This is a genomic window from Flavobacterium sp. W22_SRS_FP1 (genome assembly GCF_052113685.1).
Lineage (GTDB): Bacteria > Bacteroidota > Bacteroidia > Flavobacteriales > Flavobacteriaceae > Flavobacterium.
In genome coordinates this window covers 68,511-94,073 of sequence record NZ_JBGQOE010000014.1, presented here as the reverse complement: position 1 = coordinate 94,073, position 25,563 = coordinate 68,511, and the positions used below count along the sequence as shown (strand labels likewise).

Here is a 25,563-nt window from a genome sequence, read left to right as displayed (position 1 = left end):
GATGTTCGATGTTCGATGTTCGATGTTCGATGTTCGATGTTCGATGTTCGATGTTCGATGTTCGATGTTCGATGTTCGATGTTCCTTAGAAAAACGTGAAACGTTTTTCTCCTATCGATGGACGATCAACGGTTAACGTTAGACGTTTAAGGACTTTAATCAATTTATACAACATCATTTTTATCCTTGTGCATAATTCAGATAGCATTTTGTACTCATCCTCTGAAATATATCCCAGCTCTTTAGATAAAAATAAATGCTGATTTGTTTCTTCCAAAGAACCTTTTGAAATGTACAAGAACTGGACGAATTCTTTTTTATACTGTCTGGCTTGGCCTTCAATTATATTAGTAGGAACGCTGGCGGCACTTCTTCTCACTTGACTTGTAAGACCAAATTGCTCCGACTTCGGGAAGTTCTGAGTAAGCTTATATACGGCCAATGTCAACTGATGCGCTGTTTTCCACACCTCTAAATTGGATTCCATATGTTATTCGATGTTCGTTAGTTCGATGCACGATTTTCGTTGTTCGATGACCGATGTTCGTTGGACGAAAAACGGTCAACGATGAACGGTATTCGACTTTTACAATCTTCCGTCTACATTATCTCCCAAAACTCCCTTTACATCATATAAAACGCTCTTTCTATTTTGTAACTGCGACAAATCTAAGTCTAAAAATTCGGTGTGTGCCACAGCCAAAACTACTGCGTCAAACTTTTGATTTGGAACCGTATTTGTGGTGATTAATTCGTGTTCTTTTTTGACCGCTTCAGGATTAGCCAGAGGGTCATATATAGTAACGGTAATTCCGTAATCCGTTAAAGCAGCAATCACATCTACAATTTTAGTATTGCGTACATCTGGGCAATTTTCTTTGAAAGTGATTCCAAGCATCAAGAGCGTAGCTCCATTCACCGAAATTCCTTTCTTAATCATTAATTTCACAATTTGTGAAGCGACATATTCTCCCATACTGTCATTCAAACGTCTTCCCGCCAAAATGATTTCAGGATGATAACCCATCTCTTGTGCTTTTTGTGCCAAATAATAAGGATCAACTCCGATACAATGTCCACCAACGAGTCCGGGCTTAAAAGGAAGGAAATTCCATTTGGTTCCAGCAGCTTCTAAGACCGCTTGTGTATCGATATCCATTAATTGAAATATTTTTGCCAATTCATTCACAAAGGCAATATTAATATCTCGTTGCGAATTCTCAATTACCTTTGCCGCCTCGGCCACTTTAATAGATGGCGCTAGATGGGTACCAGCCGTAATTACGGATTGGTACAATTTATTTACTTTTTGGCCTGTTTCAGCTGTAGAACCTGAAGTGACCTTTAAAATCTTATCTATCGTGTGCTCCTTATCTCCTGGATTAATTCTTTCGGGTGAATACCCCACAAAAAAATCAACATTGAATTTTAGTCCGGATACTCTTTCCAACACAGGCACACACTCGTCCTCCGTTACACCTGGATAAACCGTCGACTCATAAATGACAATGTCTCCCTTTTTCAATAATTTCCCGACTGTTTCAGATGACTTATATAAAGGAGTTAAATCAGGACGATTGTTTTTATCAACTGGCGTAGGAACTGTAACCACATAATAATTACAATCCGTTACTTCTTCTAAAATTGAAGTACAATAAAGTCCAGCTTTGGAGCTCGTTTTTTCCAGCAATACCTTAAACAGAGAAATCGAATCAATTTCAAGTGTCGCATCATAGCCTGATTTTAATTCTACCACCCGCGACTCATTGATGTCAAACCCAATTACGGCATGTTTTGTGGCGAATAATCGGGCCAAAGGCAAACCAACGTAACCAAGACCTATAACTGCTATTTTTGAATTTTGAATCATCTATAATCTAAAAATATTGACACATTTGTTAACTATCTTCCACAGCTCCGCATTCCCAACCCACAAAAAAATGGTAGAAAATATTATAAATTTATGTCTGCAAATATAACAACTTTAAATCGTCATGTCAAAACGACTTTTCTTGTTAAAGAATTAAAAAAAATGACTAACAGCATACAAAAAGTGTAGGCCGTTGGTTAACAGATGTTAAAATTAGCTTTAAAAATTTAAATAAATAGAAATATCACCTAATTAGGTGAGCCTTAAAATTCCCTAAAAACCATTTTTTTTAATCGTGTATTTTTTCACGCCTACTTTCTCTATCCTTAGATATCGGTCATTGTTACGAAACTCAAGTCCCCTTCTAACGCAACTAAGGTCACTAAAGAAATAAGAGAAAGTAAAAAGACTACACTACTAAACACGAATTGACTCCACTACTCAATCAAGCGATTGCAACATGAGTTTAGCAGATCTTTTTTTATAAAATTAGAAAATTAACAATGGTATACAATACTAAATTTTTAGATGTTTATGTCAATCGCAGCGGGGTCTATCGTTTAGACTTTAATCCACCGAAATTTCGTGCTAAATACCCACTGCTGTGAAAACTACATGAAAAATAATTGCAAATTTACTTCAAATCCATTTTTAAGGTACAGCCCAATGATTCCAACACCAGAACATAATGTGTATTTTTGATTTCTTGAACAGTAGCCTCTTGTGTGACGAAGGGACCAGATTCTAAGATGATTTTATCCCCAATTTTAAAGGCTGCTAACGAAACATCGCATTTCTCAGGACTGCTTAGCCACTTTTTGATAGTATCAATCTCATAATCCTTAACAATGGCATGGCTCCCTAACCAGAATAGGTAACGAACCACGCCTGCAGATTGAAATACTAAATTTCTATCTTTTTCTTCTAGCTGAACAAATACGTAGGAATTAAAAAGAGGTAATTCGACTTTTTTCTTTCGGTCTGACCATTGACGCACTACTGTGATCAATGGACAGTAACATTCAATACCAAACTTAGTTAATTGCTCAGCTACTTTTTTTTCCCATTTAGGTTTTGTATACACTACGTACCAGTTCATCATTTGCTTTGTATTGAAATAACATCTTCTTGTTATTCCGTTATTTTATTTAAATATCTATTTATTGTTCGCTAACTATTTTTAGCCACGAATGACCCAAATCGGCCCTAATTTATCTATTAGCGAAACTAATTGACTCGCCTATGTCCGTATTAACCGCAAATTACCGAATTAATAGTTAAACTACTTTCAATACCGATTGCGCTTTTGTTATAATAATACGATTTTACTTTTTTAGCTCAATTACTTTTATTTAAGTCGGGTTCGCCAAATTTTCGATTTGCCTTGAAAAAAACAATACAGGATTGCGAGCTAATAAGAAGTAAATTCCCTTGGAATAACAATAAAATATTCATGTTTTTACTATTGTTTTTTTGGGTATTAATTAATCTTCGATTTCCTGTCTGATCCCGATAGCTACCGAGCGCTTGGAGAAGTTTTTTATAAAATAGCGAAAGCATTTTTATAAAAATGTATCGAGAATCGCAGCCGAAAACTAATTTTATTAGCTATCAAACTTGTACAAATTTATTTAATAAACAAACTCTTTTTTTTCCGCTTAGCCTCCCTCTCCTTTGGAGAGGGCTGGGGTGAGGATTTACGAACCTATCGCTTGATATACAAATCCTATTAATTCCATTTTAGATCGATCTAAAATATTTCTTCCGTCAAAGACAAAAGCGGGTTTTTGCATCGAATCGTAGATCTTTTGCCAATCATATTCTACAAATTCATCCCACTCGGTCATTACGGCTATCGCATGTGCATTGGCACAGGCTTCATAAGGATCAGCAAACGAAGTCACGCAAGCCCTATTTTTTTCTGTAGTCCTAGTTTCTAGATAATCCAAGTCGGCAAACACTTTGTTGGCGGACACTTTTGGATCGTATACAGCTATTTGCGCCTGCTCATTGATCAAATCATCCGCAACATAAATTGCCGCTGATTCTCTAGTGTCGTTGGTGTCTTTTTTGAAAGCCCATCCCAAGAAAGCAATCTTTTTATCGGCTACCGTGTTATATAAAGTTTGCACTATTTTGTTAGAAAAACGTCTTTTTTGATGATCATTCATTATGATCACCTGCTCCCAATAATCAGCCACCTCGTGCAGCCCGTAGGATTTAGCAATGTATACTAAATTTAGAATATCCTTTTGAAAACACGAGCCTCCAAAACCAACAGAAGCTTTAAGGAACTTAGATCCAATTCTGCTATCCATACCGATGGCCTTAGCCACCTCATTCACATCGGCACCCGTTTTCTCACAAAGTTCTGACATTGCATTTACAGAAGATATTCTCTGTGCCAAAAACGCATTCGCGGTCAATTTTGATAATTCTGACGACCATACATTTGTGGTCAATATTTTATCTGGTGATACCCAATTCGCATACACCTCAACAAGTGCCTGTATGGCTTTTTGTCCTTCTTCAGTAGTATCGCCACCTATTAAGATTCGATCTGGGTTTAACAAATCTTGCACCGCTGTTCCTTCAGCCAAAAATTCAGGATTGGAAAGAATCTGAAATTGGACTCCATTTCCAGTATTGTCCAAAATACTTTTGATGGCCTCGGCAGTTCGTACTGGCAGGGTTGATTTTTCGACTACAATTTTATCGTCTTTAGCAATTTTAGCAATTTGTCTGGCGCATAATTCGATATATTTCAAATCAGCTGCCATACCTTTTCCTTTTCCATAGGTTTTAGTAGGCGTATTCACTGATATAAATATGATTTGAGCTTCGTCAATGGCCTTTTCCACATTAGTGGAAAAAAACAAATTTCTTCCTCTGGCTTTCTTAACAATCTCAGACAAACCCGGTTCGTAAATCGGAATATTCTCAACATCTTCATCATTCCAGGCAGCGATTCTTTCTTCATTCAAATCTACAACAGTAACTTGTATCTGCGGACATTTTTCCGCAATTATAGCCATTGTAGGTCCACCAACATATCCTGCTCCAATGCAACAAATTTTTGTAATTTTCATTTTAATAATTTTCTGTTTTTCTATATTTTATTCTTTATTCTCTTCTCTTTACTCTTTCTTAACGAAGGTTCTTCCAATACCAGTCTACCGCTTCTTGCAGTCCTGCTTTCAAGGAAAATTTCGGGTCGTAACCCAACAATTCTTTTGCTTTATCAATACTGGCCAAAGAATGCGGAATATCCCCAGCTCTATTAGGACCATACTCAATACTAACGTTTGCAATTTCCGGATCGTATTTCGATAAAAATTCCTTCAGGTAGTCTACCAAATTGTTCAGTGTGTTTCTGTCTCCGTAGGCTGTATTATAAACTGTATTCAAAGCTAGCGCATTGGTAGTGGTCATTGCCAGTTCATTCATTTGAATGACATTATCGATATAGGTAAAATCGCGTGAGTAATTTCCATCTCCATTAATCACGGGGCTTTCATGCTGCATCAATTGCATCACAAATTTTGGTATCACTGCTGCGTAAGCGCCTTTAGGGTCCTGTTTTCTACCAAAAACATTAAAATAGCGCAAGCCTATCGTTTCTAACCCATAGGTTTTGCTAAAAATATCAGCATATAGCTCGTTTACATATTTAGTTATGGCATAAGGAGACAAAGGTTTTCCTATAACATCTTCTACCTTTGGCAATCCAACTGAATCTCCATAAGTGGAAGAGCTGGCCGCATATACAAACCGTTTTACTTTGGCATCCTTAGCAGCCACCAACATATTCAAAAATCCAGAGACATTTACATCGTTGGTCGTAACCGGATCATTTATGGATCGCGGAACAGAGCCCAAAGCGGCTTGATGCAATACATAATCCACCCCCTTCACTGCATTGCTGCAATCGGATGCATTGCGTATGTCCCCTTCAATCAAACGAAAATTAGGATTATTTATAAATCTCTCTATGTTATGTCTGTGCCCAGTGGCGAAATTATCCAAACAGACTACTTTCTGCCCTTGAGACAAAAAATACTCGCTCAGGTTAGATCCAATAAATCCTGCTCCTCCAGTGATTAGTATCGTACTTCTCCTTTCTTCTTTCGTCATTATCTAATCTGTTTATTTACTTACTATCTTGCGGATCTTTTTGACCATTTTTTGAATAAATGTTTTGGGCTCCTCCTCATCATCATAACCATTTGAATATGTGCCGTAACCTTGGCCGTAGCCGTAGCCGTAGCCGTAGCCATAACCGGCTCCATATTTGGCCTTATGTTCAAACCCATTGAAAATAATGGACGCATTGTCCAATTCTCCTCGTTTAATCCTATTGTTAAGTAAAGTGATCATCTCTTTTTTCGAAAAGTTCTGCCTCACTATGTATAAAGTAACATCCGAATATTGAGATAATTCTAATGCATCTGACACCAATCCTACTGGTGGCGTGTCTAAAATGATATAGTCGTAGGTCTTCCTTAATTCTACAATTAAATCAGCCATCGCGTCACCAATGAGTAATTCGGACGGATTTGGCGGCACCGGCCCCGAGAGGATAACATCCAGATCGGGAACCTGAGTGTGATTAATGATTTCGTCTAGACTTTTTTGTTTAATCAAGTAATTTACGATTCCCACATCATTTGATAAATTAAACTCCTCATACAATTTAGGTTTCCTTAAATCCAGTCCGATAATAACCGTTTTTTTTCCGCTTAACGCGAAAACCGTCGCTATATTTATACAACAGAACGTCTTTCCTTCTCCACTGACTGATGAAGTAATCATCAGCGTTTTTGCTCCACCGACATTTTTCTGCTTATACAAATACTGAAGGGAAGAACGGATCGCCCTAAAAGATTCTGACAAGGCAGATTTAGGCTTGTCAAACACTGCTAATTCCGAGTTTTCTTTATTCAACCCCACAACTCCAATCAAAGGAATTTGAGTCAGTTTACTGATATCTTCCGTATTCTGAATTGAATTATTGATAAAGAAAATGAAAAAGACAAAAAGTAAAGGGAATAGAATACCCAGAAACAATGCCAACACATAATTTACGGAAGTCTTGGGCCCTACTAATCCCCCACCCACATCTTTTGCAGGATCTATAAAATGAATATCCGATAAATTTGCCGCTTTAACAATATCTGCCTCACTTCTTTTTTGAAGGAAGGTGCTATAGATATTATCGCTCAAATCATATTTTCGTTTTATCTTAATCAGTTCCTGTTGGTCGTCAGGAAGGTCTTTAATGGTACTTTCCGTTTGACTAATTTTACTGTTCACTATCGAGAGGTCAAATTGCAATTCGGCTTTTGCAGCAGCTATATTCACCAATAATACGCTTTTGATGGCTTCCATCTGATTATCAAAGTCTTTGAATATCTTATCACTTTTTACAGCATAAGCCATTTCGGATCTTTGGGTGGAAAGTGAGATCAATTTAGAAACATTAACGACCACATTTGGATCGTCAATACCCGCTACTGATGGCGCAGGAAGTTTAGAATAATCAACACTGTTTTTTAAATAAGATTTTAAGGAATTGTAATAGGTTATTTTGCGGATTACCTCGTCCCTCTGGACATCGAATTCAAGCATCTTATCCGAGAATTTCGCACCCCCTTCTTCTATATCGTAAATATTCTTCCCTTTCCTGAACGATTTCAATTCATTCCCAGTTTCTTTCAACTGTGATTCCATGGCGACCAAGGTGCTGTCAATGAACGAAATCGTGTTGGTTGCAAATTGGTTTTTACTGTCCAATTGTCTTTTGATAAGCATTTTTACAGTTGAATTAAGGTACTCAACCATTCTTGCCTTATTTGAGCCCTGCATTCCCAATGTAATTATGGAGCCACCTTTGTCATCAGATCTCACATTTATCCCTTGATAGCGGGCAACTGTGCCATTAAAATCATTAAACTGAACAAAATATTGCTTCCCTATGTAAAAACCGGGATTATCATTTATTTGTAATTTCCAGTTTAAAAAAGGCAACGAAACCTGCTCCCCCACTTTAAATCTTTTGACAAAATCGCCAACCACAACCGAATTGCTACTATAAGAATTATCGGAATAGTTAATTGTGGATACTGAGTTACTCTCAAACGGCATTGTGATTTCATACTCCGTATTGCTCAAAAAAGTAATTCCTATTTGCTTACCTGCAATCTGCGCTTTGGATTTATCTATCTGCACATAAAAAGGAACTGCTCCATAGGCATCTTCCATATTGTATTTTCCCTGAACCAGATAATCGATATAATATTGCAATTTATCAACCACCAGTTCAGTGTGGGATCTTGACTGTATTGTGGTTGAAATAGTTTGGACTTGGTCAGAAGTACCTCCCCAGTTGAAAACTAAACTGGTATTGGACGTAAAAAGAGGATTGCTTTCTTCCTTTACGGAAATAAGCGTTTCCATACCATAAATTTTCCCCTTACGAATATTAACCTGATAGGCAATCGTAAAAGTGATGATTAAACTCAATAAAAACCATTTCCAGTAACTTCCGATTTTTATTAAAAACCCCTTAAAATCAAAACTTGCCTGATTTTCAAAAATCGAAAAATCTTTTATATCTAACATTTTTTGAATTCTTTTTTAATTTCTAAATAATAAAAAGAAGGTTGTTGTTGCCAATGACAACAAGGTAATAATTGTCCCCAGTGACTCTATCCCTGTTTTACCTGTACCCCATGTTTTTTGTTTCAATGGCTTAACATAAACATAATCGTTGGGTTGCAAATAAAAATAAGGCGACTCCATCACTTTGATATCTGTAAGGTCAAGATCGTGCATTTGTACTCCAGTGGGTGTTTTTCGAATTATGGTAACCGCTTTTCTATCTCCAGTTATAGTTATATCACCTGCATTTGCTATAGCTTCCATGATAGATACGTTCTCTTGAAATAAGGTTTTAGTTCCCGTGCTACCAATCTCTCCGTTAATAGTATATTTGAAACCAGCTAATTTTACGATCACAAAAATATTAGCTTCCTTATTAAAATACTCTGCAAGTAATTGCTTCTCAATTTTAAGTCTTATTTCATCCAAGGTAAAACCAATTACATTTATATCACCCAAAATAGGCATTCTGATATTACCGTGGTCATCAACAGTGAACCCCTCAAAATACAATCCTGATTCTGACTTGCCTGCTTCACCTTGATTTGTTGTGTTGAAAATCGCCACTAATTTTGGATCAATCGCTTTAATGCTTATACTCAAAACATCATTAGTTTGCAATCTGTAAGGTTTTGCCATTACAACAGAAATCGTGCTTTCCACATCAGCTCCATCTTTTTTTTGCAAATAAATTAAATCCTGGGTTGGAATACATGAAGTAAATACTAAGCTGATACTTATGAATAAAAAGAATATATACTTCTTCATTTTAATAGTTTAGATAACAAATATAGCTTTTCATTTATTATATCAAAAGTTTAAAAATTTAATAAGCAATTTAATTGTTTTTAAACGATTTTTCAAAAGGAACCCGTTGCAATATACTTCTCCCTAAGGTAACTTCGTCAGCATACTCCAACTCGTCACCTACCGCAATTCCTCGAGCAATTGTAGAAATAACAATATTCGCATCGGCAATCTGTTTGTAGATATAAAAATTAGTAGTATCTCCTTCCATTGTTGAGCTTAAAGCAAAAATCACTTCGTTGACACTACCTAGCTTTACTTTTTCCACTAAGCTGGTAATTTTCAACTGACTTGGGCCCACTCCGTCTATGGGCGAAATTTTACCTCCCAAGACGTGATATATTCCCCTGTACTGCCCTGTGTTTTCAATCGCCATTACGTCACGAATATCCTCTACAACACAAATAAGCTGGTGATTCCTGTTTTTATTAGAACAGATTTCGCAGACAGCGCTATCAGAAATATTGTTACAGTTCTCGCAATATTTAATATCCTCCCGCATATTGACCAATGCTTGAGCCAAAAAACCAGTTTGCTCTTTGGGTTGTTTCAATAAATGCAGTACTAATCGCAAGGCAGATCTTTTACCTATTCCTGGTAATTGAGCGATTTCATTAACCGCTTTTTCTATTAATTTTGATGAAAATTCCATAACTGCAAATGTAGTAATTTGTTTATTTGTTTGCCATCTTAAAAGACTAATCCCTATATCAAAGCTACTCTTTTTCAAATCTTTGAATCAATAAATATCCGATTAAACAAAAAATTGTATTTTGGCCCCATAAATTAACAAAATGACAGCATTTGCCATACTCTCGATTATCATAGTTTACTTCGGAATATTGTTTGCGATTTCCCACTTTACAAGTAAAAAAGACAGCGGAAACGATGCTTTTTTTAAAGCAAATAAAAATTCGAAGTGGTACTTGGTCGCTTTTGGAATGATCGGAACAGCACTTTCCGGAGTGACCTTCATTTCGGTGCCCGGAGAAGTAGGCGCACCAAGCGGAGAACAATTTAAATACTTTCAGTTTGTACTGGGAAATGCAATTGGCTTTGTCATAATTGCCAAAGTCTTGCTGCCATTGTATTATAGGATGAATTTGACTTCGATTTATGGCTATATAGAGCGTAGATTGGGAACCTACTCCTATAAAACTGCGGCCACAATATTCCTGATAAGTAGGACTATTGGTTCTGCCTTCAGACTTTATCTGGTAGTGATTGTTCTACAGCGTTATGTTTTTGATTTTTACGGAATTCCTTTTGCTGCTACCGTCTTAATTTCTTTAGCTTTAATTTTCGCCTATACCTATCGCGGCGGCCTTAAAACCATTATTATTACGGATACTTTGCAAACTTTTTTCCTAGTCAGCTCGGTCTTTCTGACTATTTATTTCATCTGCCGAAGTATGGACCTGAATGTCATTGAAGCTTTTTCAGCTGTAAAAAACAGCAACTATTCAAAAATATTTTTCTTTGAAGATTTTCTATCGAGCAAATTTCACTTTGTAAAACAAATATTAGGAGGGATGTTTGTCACAATTGCTATGGTAGGCTTAGACCAAGACTTAATGCAGAAAAACCTAAGTTGTGCGACTATTGGCGAAGCCCAAAAAAACATGTATAGCTTCACAGCGATATTTGTATTAATCAATATCTTCTTTCTTAGTGTAGGTGCCTTACTTTATATCTATGCCGCAAAAAACGGTATCGAAGTACCCACCGATCTGGTTACAGGAAAACCGAGAACCGACCTACTCTTTCCTGAAATCGCTTTTCGTCACTTGACCCTGATTCCATCGGTGATCTTTTTGTTGGGATTGACGGCGGCAACATTTGCCACCACTGATTCCGCTTTAACGGCTCTTACTACTTCATTCTGTGTTGATTTTTTAGCGATGGATAAAGCTGAAAATGCAAACAACGCTAACGCAGTCAAAACAAGACATTTTGTTCATCTTATTTTTTGTTTTTTAATGTTTCTGGTTATCGTATTTTTTAATGTAATCAATGACAGCTCCGTTGTAGGAATGATATTTAGGGTCGCTTCATACACTTATGGACCTTTATTGGGGTTGTACTGTTTTGGACTGTTTATTAAATCAAAAACGGTCAAGGATAAATGGGTACCCCTAATATGCCTGCTATCTCCAGCATTAACTTTTTTGATTAGTGAAAATTCTAAAACACTATTTTTCGGATACGTTTTTGACAACGAACTGATTATCATCAATGGTCTAATCACTTTTATTGGCTTACTATTGATTAGTAAACCAAGCTCACAAAAAATGATTTTCTAGGTTTTTAGCCCTGATAGAAGTGTAAATCCTTTTCCTTTTTTCTTAAAAAAGGAAAAGATTGCAACGAATAGCAGGAATTAGCTCCCGAAAAAACTAATACCTATTTGTGGTCAATAGCACTAATGTACAAGCCACGTCAACTTTGATGTTATTTAATTCTAAAAGCTGGTATAACTCGGGATTCTCGGTGCCAGGATTAAAAATTACACGTTTTGGCTTTGCCTCCACTATATAATTATAATAGTCGCGTTGACGGACTGGGTTTAAATATAAGCTGATTGTGTCAATGTTCGATAAAGGAATTGCTTTAGTTTTAATTTTTATTCCTGCCACTTCACCTGCATTTTGCCCAATAGCTAATACTGAATGCCCTCTATCCACTAACATTTGTATCGCTTTACATGCAGCTCGTTCTGGTTTTGTAGTCGCACCTAAAACTACAGTTTTTTTGTTTTTCATCGTCTCAATTATTATTACTTTTGCAAAAGTACTAAAATACTATAGTCCCTTTTCATTTTAAATCAATATCTTTCGATTTCATTTGCTGGAATGGAAAGCTGAAAATTACTTTAATTATAACCATTTATTAATATTTAGCAGGCAATTCCCCTTACCCAAATCCCTAATTTCGCAAAAAAACATGGAACTTTTTATTTATTTATTTGCAGGACTTTTTTCGGTTTTGAACCCAATAGGAACCGTACCCATTTTTGTCGGACTTACTATGGATGATGATAAAAAAGAACGCTCCCGTATTTCATTATGGACTGCTATAAACGTTTTTGCGATCTTGATAATCTCTTTTTTTTTCGGTGAATATGTTCTATCATTCTTCGGTATTAGCATTGAAGCACTTCGTATTGCAGGAGGTATCATTATAGCAACTTCAGGGTTTTCATTACTTACAGGAAATTTCAACAAGAAAAGAGGGGTAAGTAAAAAAGTAGCCAGTGATGCCCAAAGGAGAAATGATATTGCTTTGACACCACTAGCTATTCCGATGCTAGCAGGTCCTGGATCGATCTCACTATTGATTGCTTTTTACCACGAACATCATGAAATGTTTGAAATAGTCATATCCGTTTTAGCTATTCTAGCTGTCGCTGTTACGATTTTTATTATATTAAGAAGCGCTCATTATTTAGCTAAAATACTCGGAGCTTCAGGAATTGTAGCTATTTCTAGAATTGTGGGGTTTATCGTAATTGCAATCGGGATTCAATATATTATTAGCTCTGTAATAACAATAGTTCAAACAAATTTAATGTAAAAAAAAGCATTGAAAAAAAAGACCTTCATTTCTGAAGGTCTTTTTTTTATGCTTTTGGAAGGAAAATTTCCGCCATCATGCATCGGGCGCTTCCACCGCCGCAAGCTTCTATAGTATCTAAACTTGAACTAAGAATCGTAGCATGTTTTTCTAACTGTCCTATTTGTTTTGGCGTCAAACTCTGATGTGCAGCCGTACTCATCACCAAATATCTTTTATCGTCGGTCCCGCGAACTTCCAACATATTACCTGCGAAAGTATTGACTTGTGCTTCTGTAATTAAAATAATTTCTTTACTGTCCTTTTTTAGGTTATCTAAAACCATTTTGCGCTCTTTTTTGTCATCAATACAGTCTGCACAGATTACGGCAAAGGTTTCTCCCAAACACATCATCACATTGGTATGATAGATTAACTTTCTCTCTCCATTGACCGTTTGAAACGCTTCGAATAGGATCGGAGCGTAGTCAAAATCCTCACAGAACTCTATAAAAAGCTCTTCATCGGTTCGGGGGGACAAAGCACAGTATGCTTTCTCATTTGCCCTGTCAAGAAGCAAACTACCTGTTCCTTCCAAGAAAAACCCATCGTCTTCCGCTTCAGTATAGTCAACAATATTTTGAATTTTAAAGCCCTTGTCTTCTAGCATATCCAAGATTTCCTCACGACGTTCCTCACGACGGTTCTCTGCAAACATGGGATATAAAGCCACATCAGCATTTTCGTGAAATGAAATCCAATTATTAGGAAAAATACTGTCTGGTGTATCTGGATTAACGGTATCATCTACAACTATCACGTCAACACCAACTGCTCTTAATTTCAACACAAAATCATCAAATTCTTGTTGTGCTTTTGCATTTACGGTTGCTGGCATAAGGCCATCTAACACTTTCTGATAATAATTATTAACTGCCGTTTGCTCGTTCATTCTAAACGCAACCGGACGAATCATTAATATGGAGTTTGTCGTTTGTTTCATCTTTGTATTTTGTTTTATTTATTTTCGCTGCAGAGAATCACTACAGTCCTCCTTTATTGTACTATAAAATTAATCCCTAATAAGCGGTAAAGTCGAGCATCTCAACAAACCTTCTTGCTTCGAAATCTCGGCATAAGGAATTTCCTCTACTACGAAACCATTGGCTCTTAACCAATTATTTAACCTAGTGAAGTTTTTCTCTGAAACTACCACATTGGAATCAATAGAGAAAATATTTGAATTCATTTTATACATTTCCTCCCTCGTGATGTGGAATAAATTTTCTTTCCCAAAAAGGTTTACTAAATACATATAGTCAGCTTCTTCGCGAAAACCACTTTTATATATAATTCCACTATTTACGCCTACAGGTTGGAAACAGCAATCCAGATGTAAGGCATTATCCCTAGCTTCTATTTTAGATTTAACCAAATCAAATTCTTTTACAATTTTATTTGGGAATAAATCTTTAATAAATTGAACTCCTTCTGCATTTGTTCTTGCCGTTATATAGGACGCATAATCACTTCCTTTATAGGTACCCACAAATATATGGTCGTCCCAAAGCATCACATCACCACCCTCTATATGAGCTTCATCGGGAGGGCGCACCACTTTCCTAGGGTCCATTTTATCAATAACATGTTGAATTGCATCTAACTCCCCTTCCCGTTCCGGTAAAATATTAGATTTAATAAAGACGTCATCAATGACAAAACCAATATCTCTAGTGAATATTTGATTATAATTTTCAATTAACTCAGGACGAAAAACAGTTACATCATATTTCTGGAGCACTTTATTAAGTGCTTCAATCTCAATGACCATGTCTTTTTCTAATGGATAGGTTCCAGCTAAAATATGCTCAAGCGACTTTGGATCATATGCCTCATCAATAGAAGGAGTTGGTCCATTAGTAACCGCAGTACCTAAAACTACAGCTCGCAACCTTGAAGTCTCATTATTTACTTTTAATTCTAGCATATATTTATTTGATTTTTTTTAAACAAAGATAAAAAAAGCCTCACTAGTTAGTGAAGCTTTTTGATCCCATTTTATTGAGGTTTCTTAAAATCTCTTAAGGCAGCGCCTGTATATATCTGTCTTGGTCTTCCAATTGGCTCTTTGTTTTCTCGCATCTCTTTCCATTGCGCAATCCAACCTGGCAAACGACCTATAGCGAACATTACAGTAAACATATCAGTTGGAATACCTAATGCTCTATAAATGATACCAGAATAGAAATCTACATTTGGATACAAATTTCTTGATTTAAAATACTCATCTTCTAAGGCAGCGACCTCTAATTTTTTGGCTATAGCCAAAATAGGATCATCTACTCCTAGAGTTGCCAAAACCTCATTTGCCGCTTTCTTTATAATTTGCGCTCTTGGATCAAAACTTTTATAAACCCTATGTCCAAATCCCATTAAACGGAATGGATCATTTTTATCTTTGGCTTTAGCTAGATACGCATCTGTATCTCCTCCATTTTTGTAAATTTCTTCTAGCATCTCCAGAACAGCTTGATTTGCACCTCCGTGAAGAGGACCCCAAAGCGCAGAAACTCCTGCAGATATAGATGCAAATAATCCTGCATGAGAAGAACCTACCATTCTCACGGTCGACGTAGAGCAGTTTTGCTCATGGTCAGCATGGAGAATGAATAGTTTATCCAAGGCTTCTATTATTATCGGACTTGCTTTATAAGGCTCCGTTGGTAATTTAAACATTAATTCCATGAAATTTTCAACGTATCCTTTTGTGTTATCGTAATAGTTCAAAGGAAAGCCCATACTTTTTCGATATGTCCAAGTTGCAATAACCAAGAATTTACCCATAGTCTTGCAAACCGCCTGGTACATCTCTTTTTCATTGTCAACGTTTACCGATTTAGGGTTAAATGCGGTCAAAGCACTAGTCAAAGCAGCTAAAACTCCCATAGGGTGCGCTGTTTTAGGAAAACCATCGATAATACTTTTCATTTCTTCATTGACTAAAGTATATTTTCTAATGTCATTTTCAAATTGTTCCAATTGATCTGCAGTTGGTAACTCTCCGAAAATTAAAAGATATGAAGTTTCTAAAAAATCAGCTTTCTCCGCTAAATCTTCAATTGAATATCCTCTGTAACGTAGAATTCCAAGTTCACCATCCAAAAATGTAATTTTACTCGTACAAGAACCTGAATTTTTATACCCTGGGTCAAGAGTTATGATCCCGGTTAATTCTCTTAATTTTTTAATATCGATAGCTTCTTCGTTTTCACTTCCTTCAATTATAGGAAACTCATATTTCTTACCATCAATCTCTATTGTAGCTGTTTTTGACATAATATTTTGAAAATAAATCTTTATATTTAATAATCTACCAAATCTAAGAATAATAACATGAATTAAAAAGAGAAATTATCACTGTTATTGTTAAATTCAATAAAAAAGCCATTCGTTTAACACGAATGGCTTCTTAAACTATAAAATCGAAGTATTATTTTATTTTAAATGCATTTTTACCAGGAAAATAAGCGGTATTTCCTAATTCTTCTTCAATTCGTAACAATTGATTGTACTTTGCCATACGATCAGAACGAGATGCAGAACCTGTTTTTATTTGCCCACAGTTCAAAGCCACAGCTAAATCAGCAATTGTGTTGTCTTCGGTTTCTCCAGAACGGTGCGACATCACTGAAGTGTAACCTGCATTTTTAGCCATATTCACAGCTGCAATTGTCTCCGTCAAGGTACCTATTTGGTTAACTTTAATCAGGATAGAATTTGCAATCCCTCTTTCGATACCGGTAGATAAACGTTCTACATTTGTAACAAACAAATCGTCTCCAACTAGTTGTACTTTGTCTCCGATTTTATCAGTTAACATTTTCCATCCTTCCCAGTCATTTTCGTCCATACCGTCTTCAATAGAGATAATTGGGTATTTAGCAGCCAATTCAGCTAAATACTCTACTTGTTCAGCAGAAGATCTTATTTTACCCGCTGCACCTTCAAATTTAGAATAATCGTATTTTCCATCAACATAAAATTCGGCGGCAGCGCAATCTAAAGCGATCATGATTTCGTCTCCAAAAGTATATCCTGCAATTTCAACAGCTTTTTTGATAGTATCTAAGGCATCTTCCGTTCCACCGGCTAAAGTAGGCGCAAAACCACCTTCATCACCAACTGCCGTACTTAAACCTCTATCATGTAAAACTTTTTTAAGACTGTGGAAGATCTCTGTTCCCATTTGCATAGCATGTGTAAAAGAAGTCGCTTTTACTGGAAAGATCATAAACTCCTGAAATGCGATTGGTGCATCAGAATGAGAACCTCCATTAATGATATTCATCATTGGCACAGGTAGTGTGTTTGCAGAAACCCCACCCACGTATCTGTATAATGGCAATCCTAATTCATTAGCAGCCGCTTTTGCAACAGCAAGAGAAACTCCTAAAATTGCATTTGCACCTAATTTTGATTTGTTTGGAGTACCATCTAATTCAATCATCGTTTGATCAATTAAATTTTGTTCGAAAACGGAGGTTCCTAATAATTCTTCAGCAATAACAGTATTAACATTTTTCACTGCATTCAAAACTCCTTTTCCTAAAAAGGCTTTTCCTCCATCACGTAATTCTACGGCCTCATGCTCACCGGTTGACGCTCCTGATGGAACTGCTGCTCTTCCTAAAACACCGTTTTCTGTCACTACATCTACTTCAATAGTAGGATTTCCTCTCGAGTCAAAAATTTGTCTTGCGTGAATTTTGATAATAATACTCATATTATTTTATTTAAAATTTTAATTATACAAATATATCCTATCTTTTGAAATGATATTGTGAAAATAATGAATGTTATTAACGATAACGTTATAATTATTTTTTAAAAACCTGTAATTAGCATATCTCAAATAAAATCACTGTACATTTTTAACTTCTCGTTTAAAAATTAGTTAAAAATTAGAAAAATGATTTAAAACTACTTAACTAAAATCTGTAATCTTTAATTAACATAATTTATGACATACTACTCTCTCTATTATTTATTTATTTATAGTAAACCATCTTACTAAGGCAATTCCAAATTATTATTGAAAGATAGTTTATACAAAAAATTAAATGAGAATGGAGCACTAAATAAAATGGACACAACGAAAATTAAATTCAAATTGTTTAATTACTAAAGCATCATTCCTCCTCTTTGGAAAATCTAGAAGACCTTAACGCTTTACTAAATTATATAGGCAACGCAAAATATATATACTTCTTAGCGAAGAATCTGACGGTACGCCAGAATACAATGCTTCGGTAGCAAAAATAACACAACTTCTAATCCCTAAAAAGGAATTTCAATGTGTGAATGTCGAAGCCGATTGCCATACTGCTATCGTTTAACTCGATAAGAAAAAGAATACCTAGGATCTAAAAAACTATCTACGTTGTTCTTACTGAGTTTAAAAGACCCCCGCCTTAATGTGGGCTAATGGGGAGCTAGCAGCAATTATAGTTTGGCTAAAAATATAAACGACACGTATCCGCAGACAAAAGAATCAGGTTTTATGGGCTAGATATTTGCAAATTTCCCGCCTCAATGAATTCTATAATTGAATATTTTAAAAAAAATGATCCGAAAACATAAGAAAAATAAAACTGAACAAATCAGTTAAGGAAAACTGGGATCACACTTTTTACATTCCCAGCAATGGTCAAAATAGACCAGTACTACTACATAATATTACACAAGAACAATGCCTTTAGGGATGTATTCCTCAACGAACAAATGGACTAGTCTATAATCCAAAACATAAAGGATATGGAAATTATGTCCCTATGAATTTACCAAAAAGACATGATGCTTTAATCTAAATTGAACAATCAATTGAATAAACTGTATAATCGACTGAACCCATTACAAACTCCAGAAAACTACTCATTTAAAGTTTAATAAACCTAGAGTGTATAAAAAAAGAGCCTGACTTTGCTAAAAAATCAGACTCCAAATTTTTTCATATACTGTCCTTTAAAGCGACAACAAGATTATATTTATCCTTTAATATTTTCAATAAATTGATCAAATAAATAAGCAGAATCATGAGGTCCAGGACTTGCTTCTGGATGATATTGTACTGAAAAACAATTTTTATTTTTCATACGCATACCAGCAACAGTTCCATCGTTAAGATGAAGATGCGTTATCTCTAAGTCTGGATTACTGTCTAGCTCTTCCTTGTTTACAGCAAAACCATGATTTTGAGAAGTGATTTCTCCCTTTCCAGTAATAAGGTTTTTTACAGGATGGTTTATTCCCCTATGTCCATTGAACATTTTATAAGTCGAAACACCATTTGCCAAACCTATCACTTGATGTCCCAAACAAATACCAAACAATGGTTTGTTATCTTTTATCACTTCCTTAGCCAACTCAATCGCACTTGATAACGGCTCAGGATCACCTGGTCCATTCGACAAGAAATAACCATCTGGCTTAAAAGACTTCAAATCCTCATAAGAGGAATCAAAGGGAAACACTTTAATATAACAATCTCTCTTTGCAAGATTACGTAAGATATTTGTTTTGATACCTAAATCTAAAGCAGAAATCCTATACGTTGCGTCAGCAGCTCCATGAAAATACGGCTCCTTGGTAGAAACTTTTGACGCCAACTCCAACCCTTTCATATCCGGTACATTGGCTAGTGCAGCTTTTAATACTTCAACGGAAGAACCATCCGTACAAATCACAGCATTCATAGCACCATTATCCCTTATAAAACTAACTAAGGCTCTAGTATCTACATCAGAAATGCAGATTAAGTTTTCTTTAATAAAGTAATCCTCTAAACTTTGTGAAGCATCGGCACGTGAATAATTGAAACTAAAGTTTTTACAAACTAAACCTGAGATTTTTATGCTTGATGACTCCACTTCTTTTTCATTAACGCCATAATTTCCAATATGTGCATTAGTAGCAATCATGATTTGTCCGAAATAAGAAGGATCAGTAAAAATTTCCTGATAACCTGTCATTCCAGTATTGAAACAAACTTCCCCAAAAGTAGTTCCGCTTATCCCAATGGACTTACCGTGAAAAATAGTTCCATCACTTAATAAGAGTATGGCACTTTGTCTTGTAGTATATTTCATTCGATGATTTCTATTTATATTTTAATAGCCTCTTGAAACTTGCTAAGCTAGCTTCATATATAGTTAAATATTATGCAAATTTAATTCTTTAATGCAATGGAAACAAACTTTTAAAATTTATTATAAAAATAAACCGCACTAACCCGGCTCTTATCGTAACAAAAATTCGAAAAAGAAAATTCTACTCTAATCTTTATAAATATAACCTTATTAATAAAAGTAGAAACGCTAGCGCAAAAAGCTTCCCATTCCTTGCAAAAAATTAAACAAAAAAAAAGGATAAACTATAAATAGCTTATCCTTATTTTTTATTGAATGATTACTTTCATAACTATTCAGCAGCGTCAGTAGTTGGTTCGGTTTCAGCAGCTGGAGCTTCAGTAGCTTCATCTGCCTTCTTTGCCTTCCCACCACGACGGCTTTTTGCTTTTTTAACTTCTTTTTTACCTCCATTGTAAAGCTCATTGAAATCTACAAGCTCGATCATTGCCATATCAGCATTATCTCCTAAACGATTTCCAACTTTAATGATACGAGTGTATCCGCCTGGACGGTCACCCACTTTAGCAGCTACGTCTCTGAACAAGTCAGTTACCGCATATTTGCTACGTAAGTAAGCGAAACAAATACGACGATTGTGAGTAGTATCAGTTTTTGATTTTGTTATTAAGGGCTCAACGAATTGTTTAAGCGCCTTTGCTTTAGCAACAGTAGTGTTAATACGTTTGTGCTCAATAAGAGAACAAGCCATATTAGCTAACATAGATTTTCTATGTGCAGTCTGTCTGCTAAGGTGATTGAATTTTTTTCCGTGTCTCATGACCAATTTATTTTAACTTCATCTTGCTACGATCCATTATGGAGAGCAAAATATGAAGTAAATTATTCTTTATCTAATTTGTATTTTGCTAAATCCATTCCGAAGTTTAAATTTTTAATTGCAACTAGTTCATCTAGCTCAGTTAAAGATTTCTTTCCAAAATTACGGAATTTCATTAGGTCATTTTTATTGAACGATACTAAATCCCCAAGTGTATCAACTTCTGCCGCTTTCAAACAATTTAATGCTCTTACAGACAAGTCCATATCAACAAGCTTAGTTTTAAGCAATTGTCTCATATGCAATGATTCCTCATCATACGATTCTGTTTGTGCGATTTCATCAGCCTCGAGAGTAATTCTTTCGTCAGAAAACAACATGAAATGGTGAATTAAAACTTTGGCAGCTTCAGTAAGTGCATCTTTAGGATTTATAGAGCCATCAGTTTTTATTTCAAAAACTAATTTTTCGTAATCTGTTTTTTGCTCTACACGAAAGTTTTCAATTGCATACTTTACATTTTTTACCGGAGTAAAAATTGAGTCAGTAAAAATGGTTCCAATTGCAGCATTCTGTTTTTTGTTCTCTTCAGCAGGAACATATCCTCTACCTTTTTCGATTGTTAAATCAAAGTTCAGTTTGATCTTTGGGTCAAGATTACAGATAACAAGTTCTGGATTCAAAACTTGGAAACCTGAAATAAATTTTTGAAAATCACCAGCTGTTAATTGGTCGTTACCTGAAACAGAAATAGTGACTGCTTCATTATCTATATCTTCAATTTGACGCTTGAAACGTACTTGTTTTAGATTAAGAATAATTTCGGTAACGTCTTCAACAACTCCTGAGATAGTAGAAAACTCATGATCTACACCTTCTATGCGAACAGATGTAATAGCATAACCTTCTAATGCTGAAAGCAAAACTCTTCTAAGTGCATTACCAACGGTCAATCCGTATCCTGGTTCTAAAGGTCTGAATTCAAACTTACCTTCAAAATCGGTTGAATCGATCATGATAACTTTATCGGGCTTCTGAAAATTAAATATTGCCATAAATTTCGACTAAGTCAATTATTATTTGTTGTACAACTCTACGATTAATTGTTCTTTAATGTTTTCTGGGATTTGAAGTCTAGCTGGTACAGAAACAAAAGTACCTTCTTTAACATCATTATTCCATGTAATCCATTCATAAACTTGACTTGAATTAGATAAAGAACGTTCGATAGCATCTAAAGACTTAGATTTTTCACGAACAGCAACTTTGTCACCAGGCTTAAGGTGGTAAGAAGCGATATTTACAACATCACCATTAACGGTAATGTGTCTATGTGATACCAATTGTCTAGCTCCTCTTCTAGAAGGGGCAATGCCCATTCTGAATACTACGTTATCCAATCTTGCCTCACACAATTGTAAAAGAACCTCACCAGTAACACCTTTAGTAGCTGATGCTTTTTTGAATAAACCTCTGAATTGTTTTTCTAAAATTCCATAAGAATATTTAGCTTTTTGCTTTTCCATTAACTGGATAGCATATTCAGACTTTTTTCCTCTTTTTTTAGCCATCCCGTGTTGTCCAGGTGGGTAACTTCTTCTTTCGAAAGCTTTATCATCTCCGAATATTGCTTCGCCAAATTTACGAGCAATTCTTGTTTTTGGACCAGTATATCTTGCCATTTCTTAAAAAATTAAATTAAGGTAGAGATTATGAATTCAGGTCATATCCTTCGATAATCGATTATTCTACCTAGTTATACTTAAATATAATATTAAACTCTACGTCTTTTTGGAGGACGACATCCGTTGTGAGGCATTGGAGTAACATCGATAATCTCAGTCACTTCAATTCCACCGTTATGCAAAGAACGGATAGCAGACTCACGTCCATTTCCTGGTCCTTTTACATAAACCTTAACCTTTTTAAGTCCAGCTTCAATAGCTACTTTACTACAATCTTCTGCTGCCATTTGGGCTGCGTATGGAGTATTCTTTTTCGAACCTCTAAAACCCATTTTACCAGCTGAAGACCAAGAAATAACCTCACCTTTTTTGTTTGTCAAGGAAATAATGATGTTATTGAAGGTAGCAGAAATATGAGCTTCTCCCGTTGATTCAACGATAACTTTACGTTTTTTTGCAGTTGCTTTAGCCATATTACTTATTATTTAGTTGCTTTTTTCTTGTTCGCAACAGTTTTTCTTTTACCTTTTCTTGTTCTAGAGTTGTTCTTAGTTCTTTGCCCTCTTAAAGGAAGACCAGTTCTATGACGGATACCTCTATAACAACCAATATCCATTAAACGCTTGATGTTTAAAGAAACTTCTGAACGTAATTCTCCTTCAATTTTGAATGCCGACACAGCTTCACGAATTGCTCCGATCTCGTCATCATTCCAGTCTTGAACTTTTTTATCTTGGCTAACTTGAGCTTTATCTAAAATCTCAATAGCTCTACTATTTCCTAATCCGAAGATGTAGGTAAGTGCTATAACACCTCTCTTGTTTTTCGGGATATCTACCCCTGCTATTCTTGCCATAACTATCCTTGTCTTTGTTTAAATCTAGGATTCTTTTTGTTTATAACGTACAATCTCCCTTTCCTACGCACAATCTTGCACTCGGGACTTCTCTTCTTTACTGATGCTCTAACTTTCATTGTGAATATCCTTTAATATCTATAAGTAATTCTTGCTTTTGACAAATCATAGGGGCTCATTTCTAGTTTCACTTTATCACCAGGTAATAATTTGATATAATGCATACGCATTTTTCCAGATATATGAGCAATTACGATATGTCCATTTTCTAACTCCACACGGAACATTGCATTTGACAATGCCTCGATTATCGATCCGTCTTGTTCTATTGCTGATTGTTTTGCCATAAAATTAAGCTACTGCTTTTCTATTTTTGCCACTCTTCATTAAACCATCATAATGTTTGTTTAACAAGTATGAATTAATTTGTTGAATTGTATCTATTGCGACACCAACCATAATTATTAATGAGGTACCCCCAAAAAACATCGCCCAAGATTGTTGAACATCCATAAGACTAACGATAATTGCTGGGAACACAGCTATCAAAGCAAGAAATAAAGATCCTGGGAAAGTTATCAAAGACATCACTTTATCAAGAAAATCAGAAGTTTCTACACCTGGTCTAATACCTGGAATAAATCCTCCACTTCTCTTAAGATCATCAGACATCTTATTAGTAGGAACGGTAATGGCAGTATAAAAGAATGTAAAGACAACTATTAAAGTTGCAAATACAAGGTTATACCAAAACCCGAACATATTACTAAAAGCGCCAACAATGGATTGTGATGCATCTGATTTTGACAAGCCAGCCACAGCAGCGGGTATGAACATAATCGCCTGAGCAAAAATAATAGGCATAACTCCTGAAGCATTAAGCTTTAAAGGAATCCACTGTCTATTACCGCCCATCATATCTTGTTCAAAATCTCCTGATGTGGTACGACGAGCGTACTGAACTGGTATCTTTCTAATTGCCATAGTTAACAAAACACATGCAACAATCACTAAAAGCCAAATAATAATTTCGATGACCAATAACATCGGCCCTCCATTGTTATTCGTAACTCTCGTTGTGAATTCTTGAATGAATGCTTGTGGAAACCTAGCAAGTATACCTACCATTATTAATAGCGAAATACCATTTCCAATTCCTTTGTCAGTTATTTTTTCTCCTAACCACATGGCAAAAATTGTACCCGTCACTAAGATAATTACTGAAGAAAATAAGAATTCAAACGAATTAAACCCTAATAAGAATGCACTACTAGGTAAAGTTCTGTAAAGATTATAGATGTACGTTGGCCCTTGAACTAAAGTAATAACTATAGTTAACCAACGTGTAATCTGATTAATCTTTTTTCTACCACTCTCACCATCACTTTGAAGTTTTTGCAGATAAGGAATAGCAATTCCCATTAGCTGAACAACAATCGATGCCGAAATATAAGGCATTATTCCTAAAGCAAAAACTGACGCTTTAGAGAACGCACCACCAGTAAACATATCCAGAATAGATCCGATACCATTTTTAGTTTGACCTGCTAAACTAGTTAACTGCGTCGCGTCGATTCCCGGAAGCGTAACATGTGCTCCGAAACGATAAACCAAAAGAAGTCCTAATGTAATTAGAATCCTATTTTTTAGCTCCTCAATTTTCCAAACATTGCTTAATGATTCAATAAATTTCTTCATAAATCCAAAATTACATTGTTACAGCTTCCCCTCCAGCAGCTTCAATAGCGGCTTTTGCAGTAGCAGTAAATTTGTGAGCGGTTACTTTTAATTTCGCTTTCAATTCTCCTCTTCCTAAAATCTTGACAATTTCATTCTTAGTTGCCAAACGATTAGATACATAAACTGTCATATCGACAGTATCGGTAATCACACCATTATCAACCAATAATTGAAGCGTATCAAGATTCACACCTTCGTAATCTTTACGATTGATGTTTGTAAAACCGAACTTAGGAACACGTCTTTGAAGTGGCATTTGCCCTCCTTCAAAACCAATCTTTTTAGAATAACCAGAACGAGATTTCTGTCCGTTGTGACCTCTTGCCGAAGTACCACCTTTTCCAGAACCTTCTCCTCTACCCAATCTTTTATTTTGACTATGTGTCGACCCTTCAGCTGGTTGTAAGTTACTTAAATTCATAACAGTA

At 35.6% G+C, this 25,563-nt stretch carries 25 protein-coding genes; 2 read left to right on the top strand and 23 right to left on the bottom strand.

The window, feature by feature from the left end; all coding sequences use genetic code 11:
• Positions 1 to 85 precede the first annotated feature (85 nt).
• The 8 genes from ACEN2H_RS09845 to recR form a co-directional block, all read right to left on the bottom strand.
• Positions 86 to 487, bottom strand: coding sequence for a four helix bundle protein (locus ACEN2H_RS09845; protein WP_441732166.1), 402 nt, complete (start codon positions 485 to 487; stop codon positions 86 to 88).
• A gap of 99 nt (positions 488 to 586) precedes the next feature.
• Positions 587 to 1,870 (bottom strand): nucleotide sugar dehydrogenase, encoded by a 1,284-nt coding sequence (locus ACEN2H_RS09840; RefSeq protein ID WP_441732165.1) that lies wholly within the window; start codon positions 1,868 to 1,870, stop codon positions 587 to 589.
• A gap of 634 nt (positions 1,871 to 2,504) precedes the next feature.
• A complete protein-coding gene (locus tag ACEN2H_RS09835) occupies positions 2,505 to 2,969 on the bottom strand; it encodes a UpxY family transcription antiterminator (RefSeq protein WP_441732170.1) in 465 nt (154 codons plus the stop codon).
• 598 nt (positions 2,970 to 3,567) lie between these two features.
• Positions 3,568 to 4,959 carry a UDP-glucose 6-dehydrogenase gene (locus tag ACEN2H_RS09830; RefSeq protein ID WP_441732164.1) on the bottom strand — a complete coding sequence of 464 codons (1,392 nt, stop codon included), beginning with the start codon at positions 4,957 to 4,959 and terminating at the stop codon, positions 3,568 to 3,570.
• A gap of 58 nt (positions 4,960 to 5,017) precedes the next feature.
• Positions 5,018 to 6,004 carry an SDR family oxidoreductase gene (locus ACEN2H_RS09825; RefSeq protein ID WP_441732163.1) on the bottom strand — a complete coding sequence of 329 codons (987 nt, stop codon included), beginning with the start codon at positions 6,002 to 6,004 and terminating at the stop codon, positions 5,018 to 5,020.
• A gap of 12 nt (positions 6,005 to 6,016) precedes the next feature.
• Entirely contained in the window at positions 6,017 to 8,491 is a 2,475-nt protein-coding gene (locus ACEN2H_RS09820; RefSeq protein ID WP_441732162.1) for a polysaccharide biosynthesis tyrosine autokinase, read from the bottom strand.
• A gap of 15 nt (positions 8,492 to 8,506) precedes the next feature.
• The gene (locus ACEN2H_RS09815; RefSeq protein ID WP_441732161.1) at positions 8,507 to 9,298 is read right to left on the bottom strand and encodes a polysaccharide biosynthesis/export family protein; all 792 of its coding nucleotides are present in this window, start codon (positions 9,296 to 9,298) and stop codon (positions 8,507 to 8,509) included.
• Positions 9,299 to 9,368: 70 nt separating this feature from the next.
• Entirely contained in the window at positions 9,369 to 9,989 is a 621-nt protein-coding gene (recR, locus tag ACEN2H_RS09810; protein WP_441732169.1) for a recombination mediator RecR, read from the bottom strand.
• A gap of 142 nt (positions 9,990 to 10,131) precedes the next feature.
• Here recR and ACEN2H_RS09805 point away from each other — a divergent pair, with 142 nt between their 5' ends.
• Complete coding sequence (locus ACEN2H_RS09805) at positions 10,132 to 11,640, top strand: sodium:solute symporter (protein WP_441732160.1); 1,509 nt, start codon at positions 10,132 to 10,134, stop codon at positions 11,638 to 11,640.
• Between the two features lie 93 nt (positions 11,641 to 11,733).
• On the opposite strand, the gene ACEN2H_RS09800 is transcribed toward ACEN2H_RS09805, so the two are convergent.
• Positions 11,734 to 12,099: a CoA-binding protein gene (locus ACEN2H_RS09800; RefSeq protein ID WP_441732159.1), complete on the bottom strand. Its 366-nt coding sequence runs from the start codon at positions 12,097 to 12,099 to the stop codon at positions 11,734 to 11,736.
• A 181-nt stretch (positions 12,100 to 12,280) separates the two neighbouring features.
• Between ACEN2H_RS09800 and ACEN2H_RS09795 the strand changes: the two genes are divergently transcribed.
• The gene (locus ACEN2H_RS09795) at positions 12,281 to 12,910 is read left to right on the top strand and encodes a MarC family NAAT transporter (RefSeq protein WP_441732158.1); all 630 of its coding nucleotides are present in this window, start codon (positions 12,281 to 12,283) and stop codon (positions 12,908 to 12,910) included.
• A gap of 46 nt (positions 12,911 to 12,956) precedes the next feature.
• Here the strand turns inward: ACEN2H_RS09795 and ctlX are convergent, their stop codons facing one another.
• From ctlX to rplO, 14 genes are all read right to left on the bottom strand, one after another.
• Complete coding sequence (gene ctlX / locus ACEN2H_RS09790; RefSeq protein WP_441732157.1) at positions 12,957 to 13,892, bottom strand: citrulline utilization hydrolase CtlX; 936 nt, start codon at positions 13,890 to 13,892, stop codon at positions 12,957 to 12,959.
• 69 nt (positions 13,893 to 13,961) lie between these two features.
• A complete protein-coding gene (locus ACEN2H_RS09785) occupies positions 13,962 to 14,876 on the bottom strand; it encodes a dimethylarginine dimethylaminohydrolase family protein (RefSeq protein ID WP_441732156.1) in 915 nt (304 codons plus the stop codon).
• Positions 14,877 to 14,947: 71 nt separating this feature from the next.
• A complete protein-coding gene (locus ACEN2H_RS09780; RefSeq protein ID WP_441732155.1) occupies positions 14,948 to 16,225 on the bottom strand; it encodes a citrate synthase in 1,278 nt (425 codons plus the stop codon).
• A gap of 154 nt (positions 16,226 to 16,379) precedes the next feature.
• Positions 16,380 to 17,672 carry a phosphopyruvate hydratase gene (gene eno / locus ACEN2H_RS09775; RefSeq protein WP_441732153.1) on the bottom strand — a complete coding sequence of 431 codons (1,293 nt, stop codon included), beginning with the start codon at positions 17,670 to 17,672 and terminating at the stop codon, positions 16,380 to 16,382.
• 1,261 nt (positions 17,673 to 18,933) lie between these two features.
• On the bottom strand, positions 18,934 to 20,034 hold the full coding sequence (carA, locus tag ACEN2H_RS09770; RefSeq protein WP_441732151.1) for a glutamine-hydrolyzing carbamoyl-phosphate synthase small subunit: 1,101 nt from the start codon (positions 20,032 to 20,034) through the stop codon (positions 18,934 to 18,936).
• A gap of 331 nt (positions 20,035 to 20,365) precedes the next feature.
• A complete protein-coding gene (gene rplQ / locus ACEN2H_RS09765) occupies positions 20,366 to 20,854 on the bottom strand; it encodes a 50S ribosomal protein L17 (RefSeq protein WP_441732149.1) in 489 nt (162 codons plus the stop codon).
• Positions 20,855 to 20,916: 62 nt separating this feature from the next.
• The gene (locus ACEN2H_RS09760) at positions 20,917 to 21,909 is read right to left on the bottom strand and encodes a DNA-directed RNA polymerase subunit alpha (RefSeq protein WP_441732148.1); all 993 of its coding nucleotides are present in this window, start codon (positions 21,907 to 21,909) and stop codon (positions 20,917 to 20,919) included.
• Between the two features lie 21 nt (positions 21,910 to 21,930).
• The gene (gene rpsD, locus ACEN2H_RS09755; protein WP_441732146.1) at positions 21,931 to 22,536 is read right to left on the bottom strand and encodes a 30S ribosomal protein S4; all 606 of its coding nucleotides are present in this window, start codon (positions 22,534 to 22,536) and stop codon (positions 21,931 to 21,933) included.
• A 92-nt stretch (positions 22,537 to 22,628) separates the two neighbouring features.
• Positions 22,629 to 23,012, bottom strand: a complete 384-nt coding sequence (gene rpsK, locus ACEN2H_RS09750; protein ID WP_007136543.1) for a 30S ribosomal protein S11 — start codon at positions 23,010 to 23,012, stop codon at positions 22,629 to 22,631.
• 8 nt (positions 23,013 to 23,020) lie between these two features.
• The gene (gene rpsM, locus ACEN2H_RS09745) at positions 23,021 to 23,395 is read right to left on the bottom strand and encodes a 30S ribosomal protein S13 (RefSeq protein WP_441732143.1); all 375 of its coding nucleotides are present in this window, start codon (positions 23,393 to 23,395) and stop codon (positions 23,021 to 23,023) included.
• A gap of 2 nt (positions 23,396 to 23,397) precedes the next feature.
• On the bottom strand, positions 23,398 to 23,514 hold the full coding sequence (gene ykgO / locus ACEN2H_RS09740; RefSeq protein ID WP_008992256.1) for a type B 50S ribosomal protein L36: 117 nt from the start codon (positions 23,512 to 23,514) through the stop codon (positions 23,398 to 23,400).
• Positions 23,515 to 23,526: 12 nt separating this feature from the next.
• Positions 23,527 to 23,742: a translation initiation factor IF-1 gene (gene infA / locus ACEN2H_RS09735; protein WP_007136545.1), complete on the bottom strand. Its 216-nt coding sequence runs from the start codon at positions 23,740 to 23,742 to the stop codon at positions 23,527 to 23,529.
• Positions 23,743 to 23,746: 4 nt separating this feature from the next.
• Positions 23,747 to 25,093 (bottom strand): preprotein translocase subunit SecY, encoded by a 1,347-nt coding sequence (gene secY / locus ACEN2H_RS09730; protein WP_441732140.1) that lies wholly within the window; start codon positions 25,091 to 25,093, stop codon positions 23,747 to 23,749.
• 10 nt (positions 25,094 to 25,103) lie between these two features.
• Positions 25,104 to 25,556 (bottom strand): 50S ribosomal protein L15, encoded by a 453-nt coding sequence (gene rplO / locus ACEN2H_RS09725; protein ID WP_441732139.1) that lies wholly within the window; start codon positions 25,554 to 25,556, stop codon positions 25,104 to 25,106.
• Positions 25,557 to 25,563: the final 7 nt, after the last annotated feature.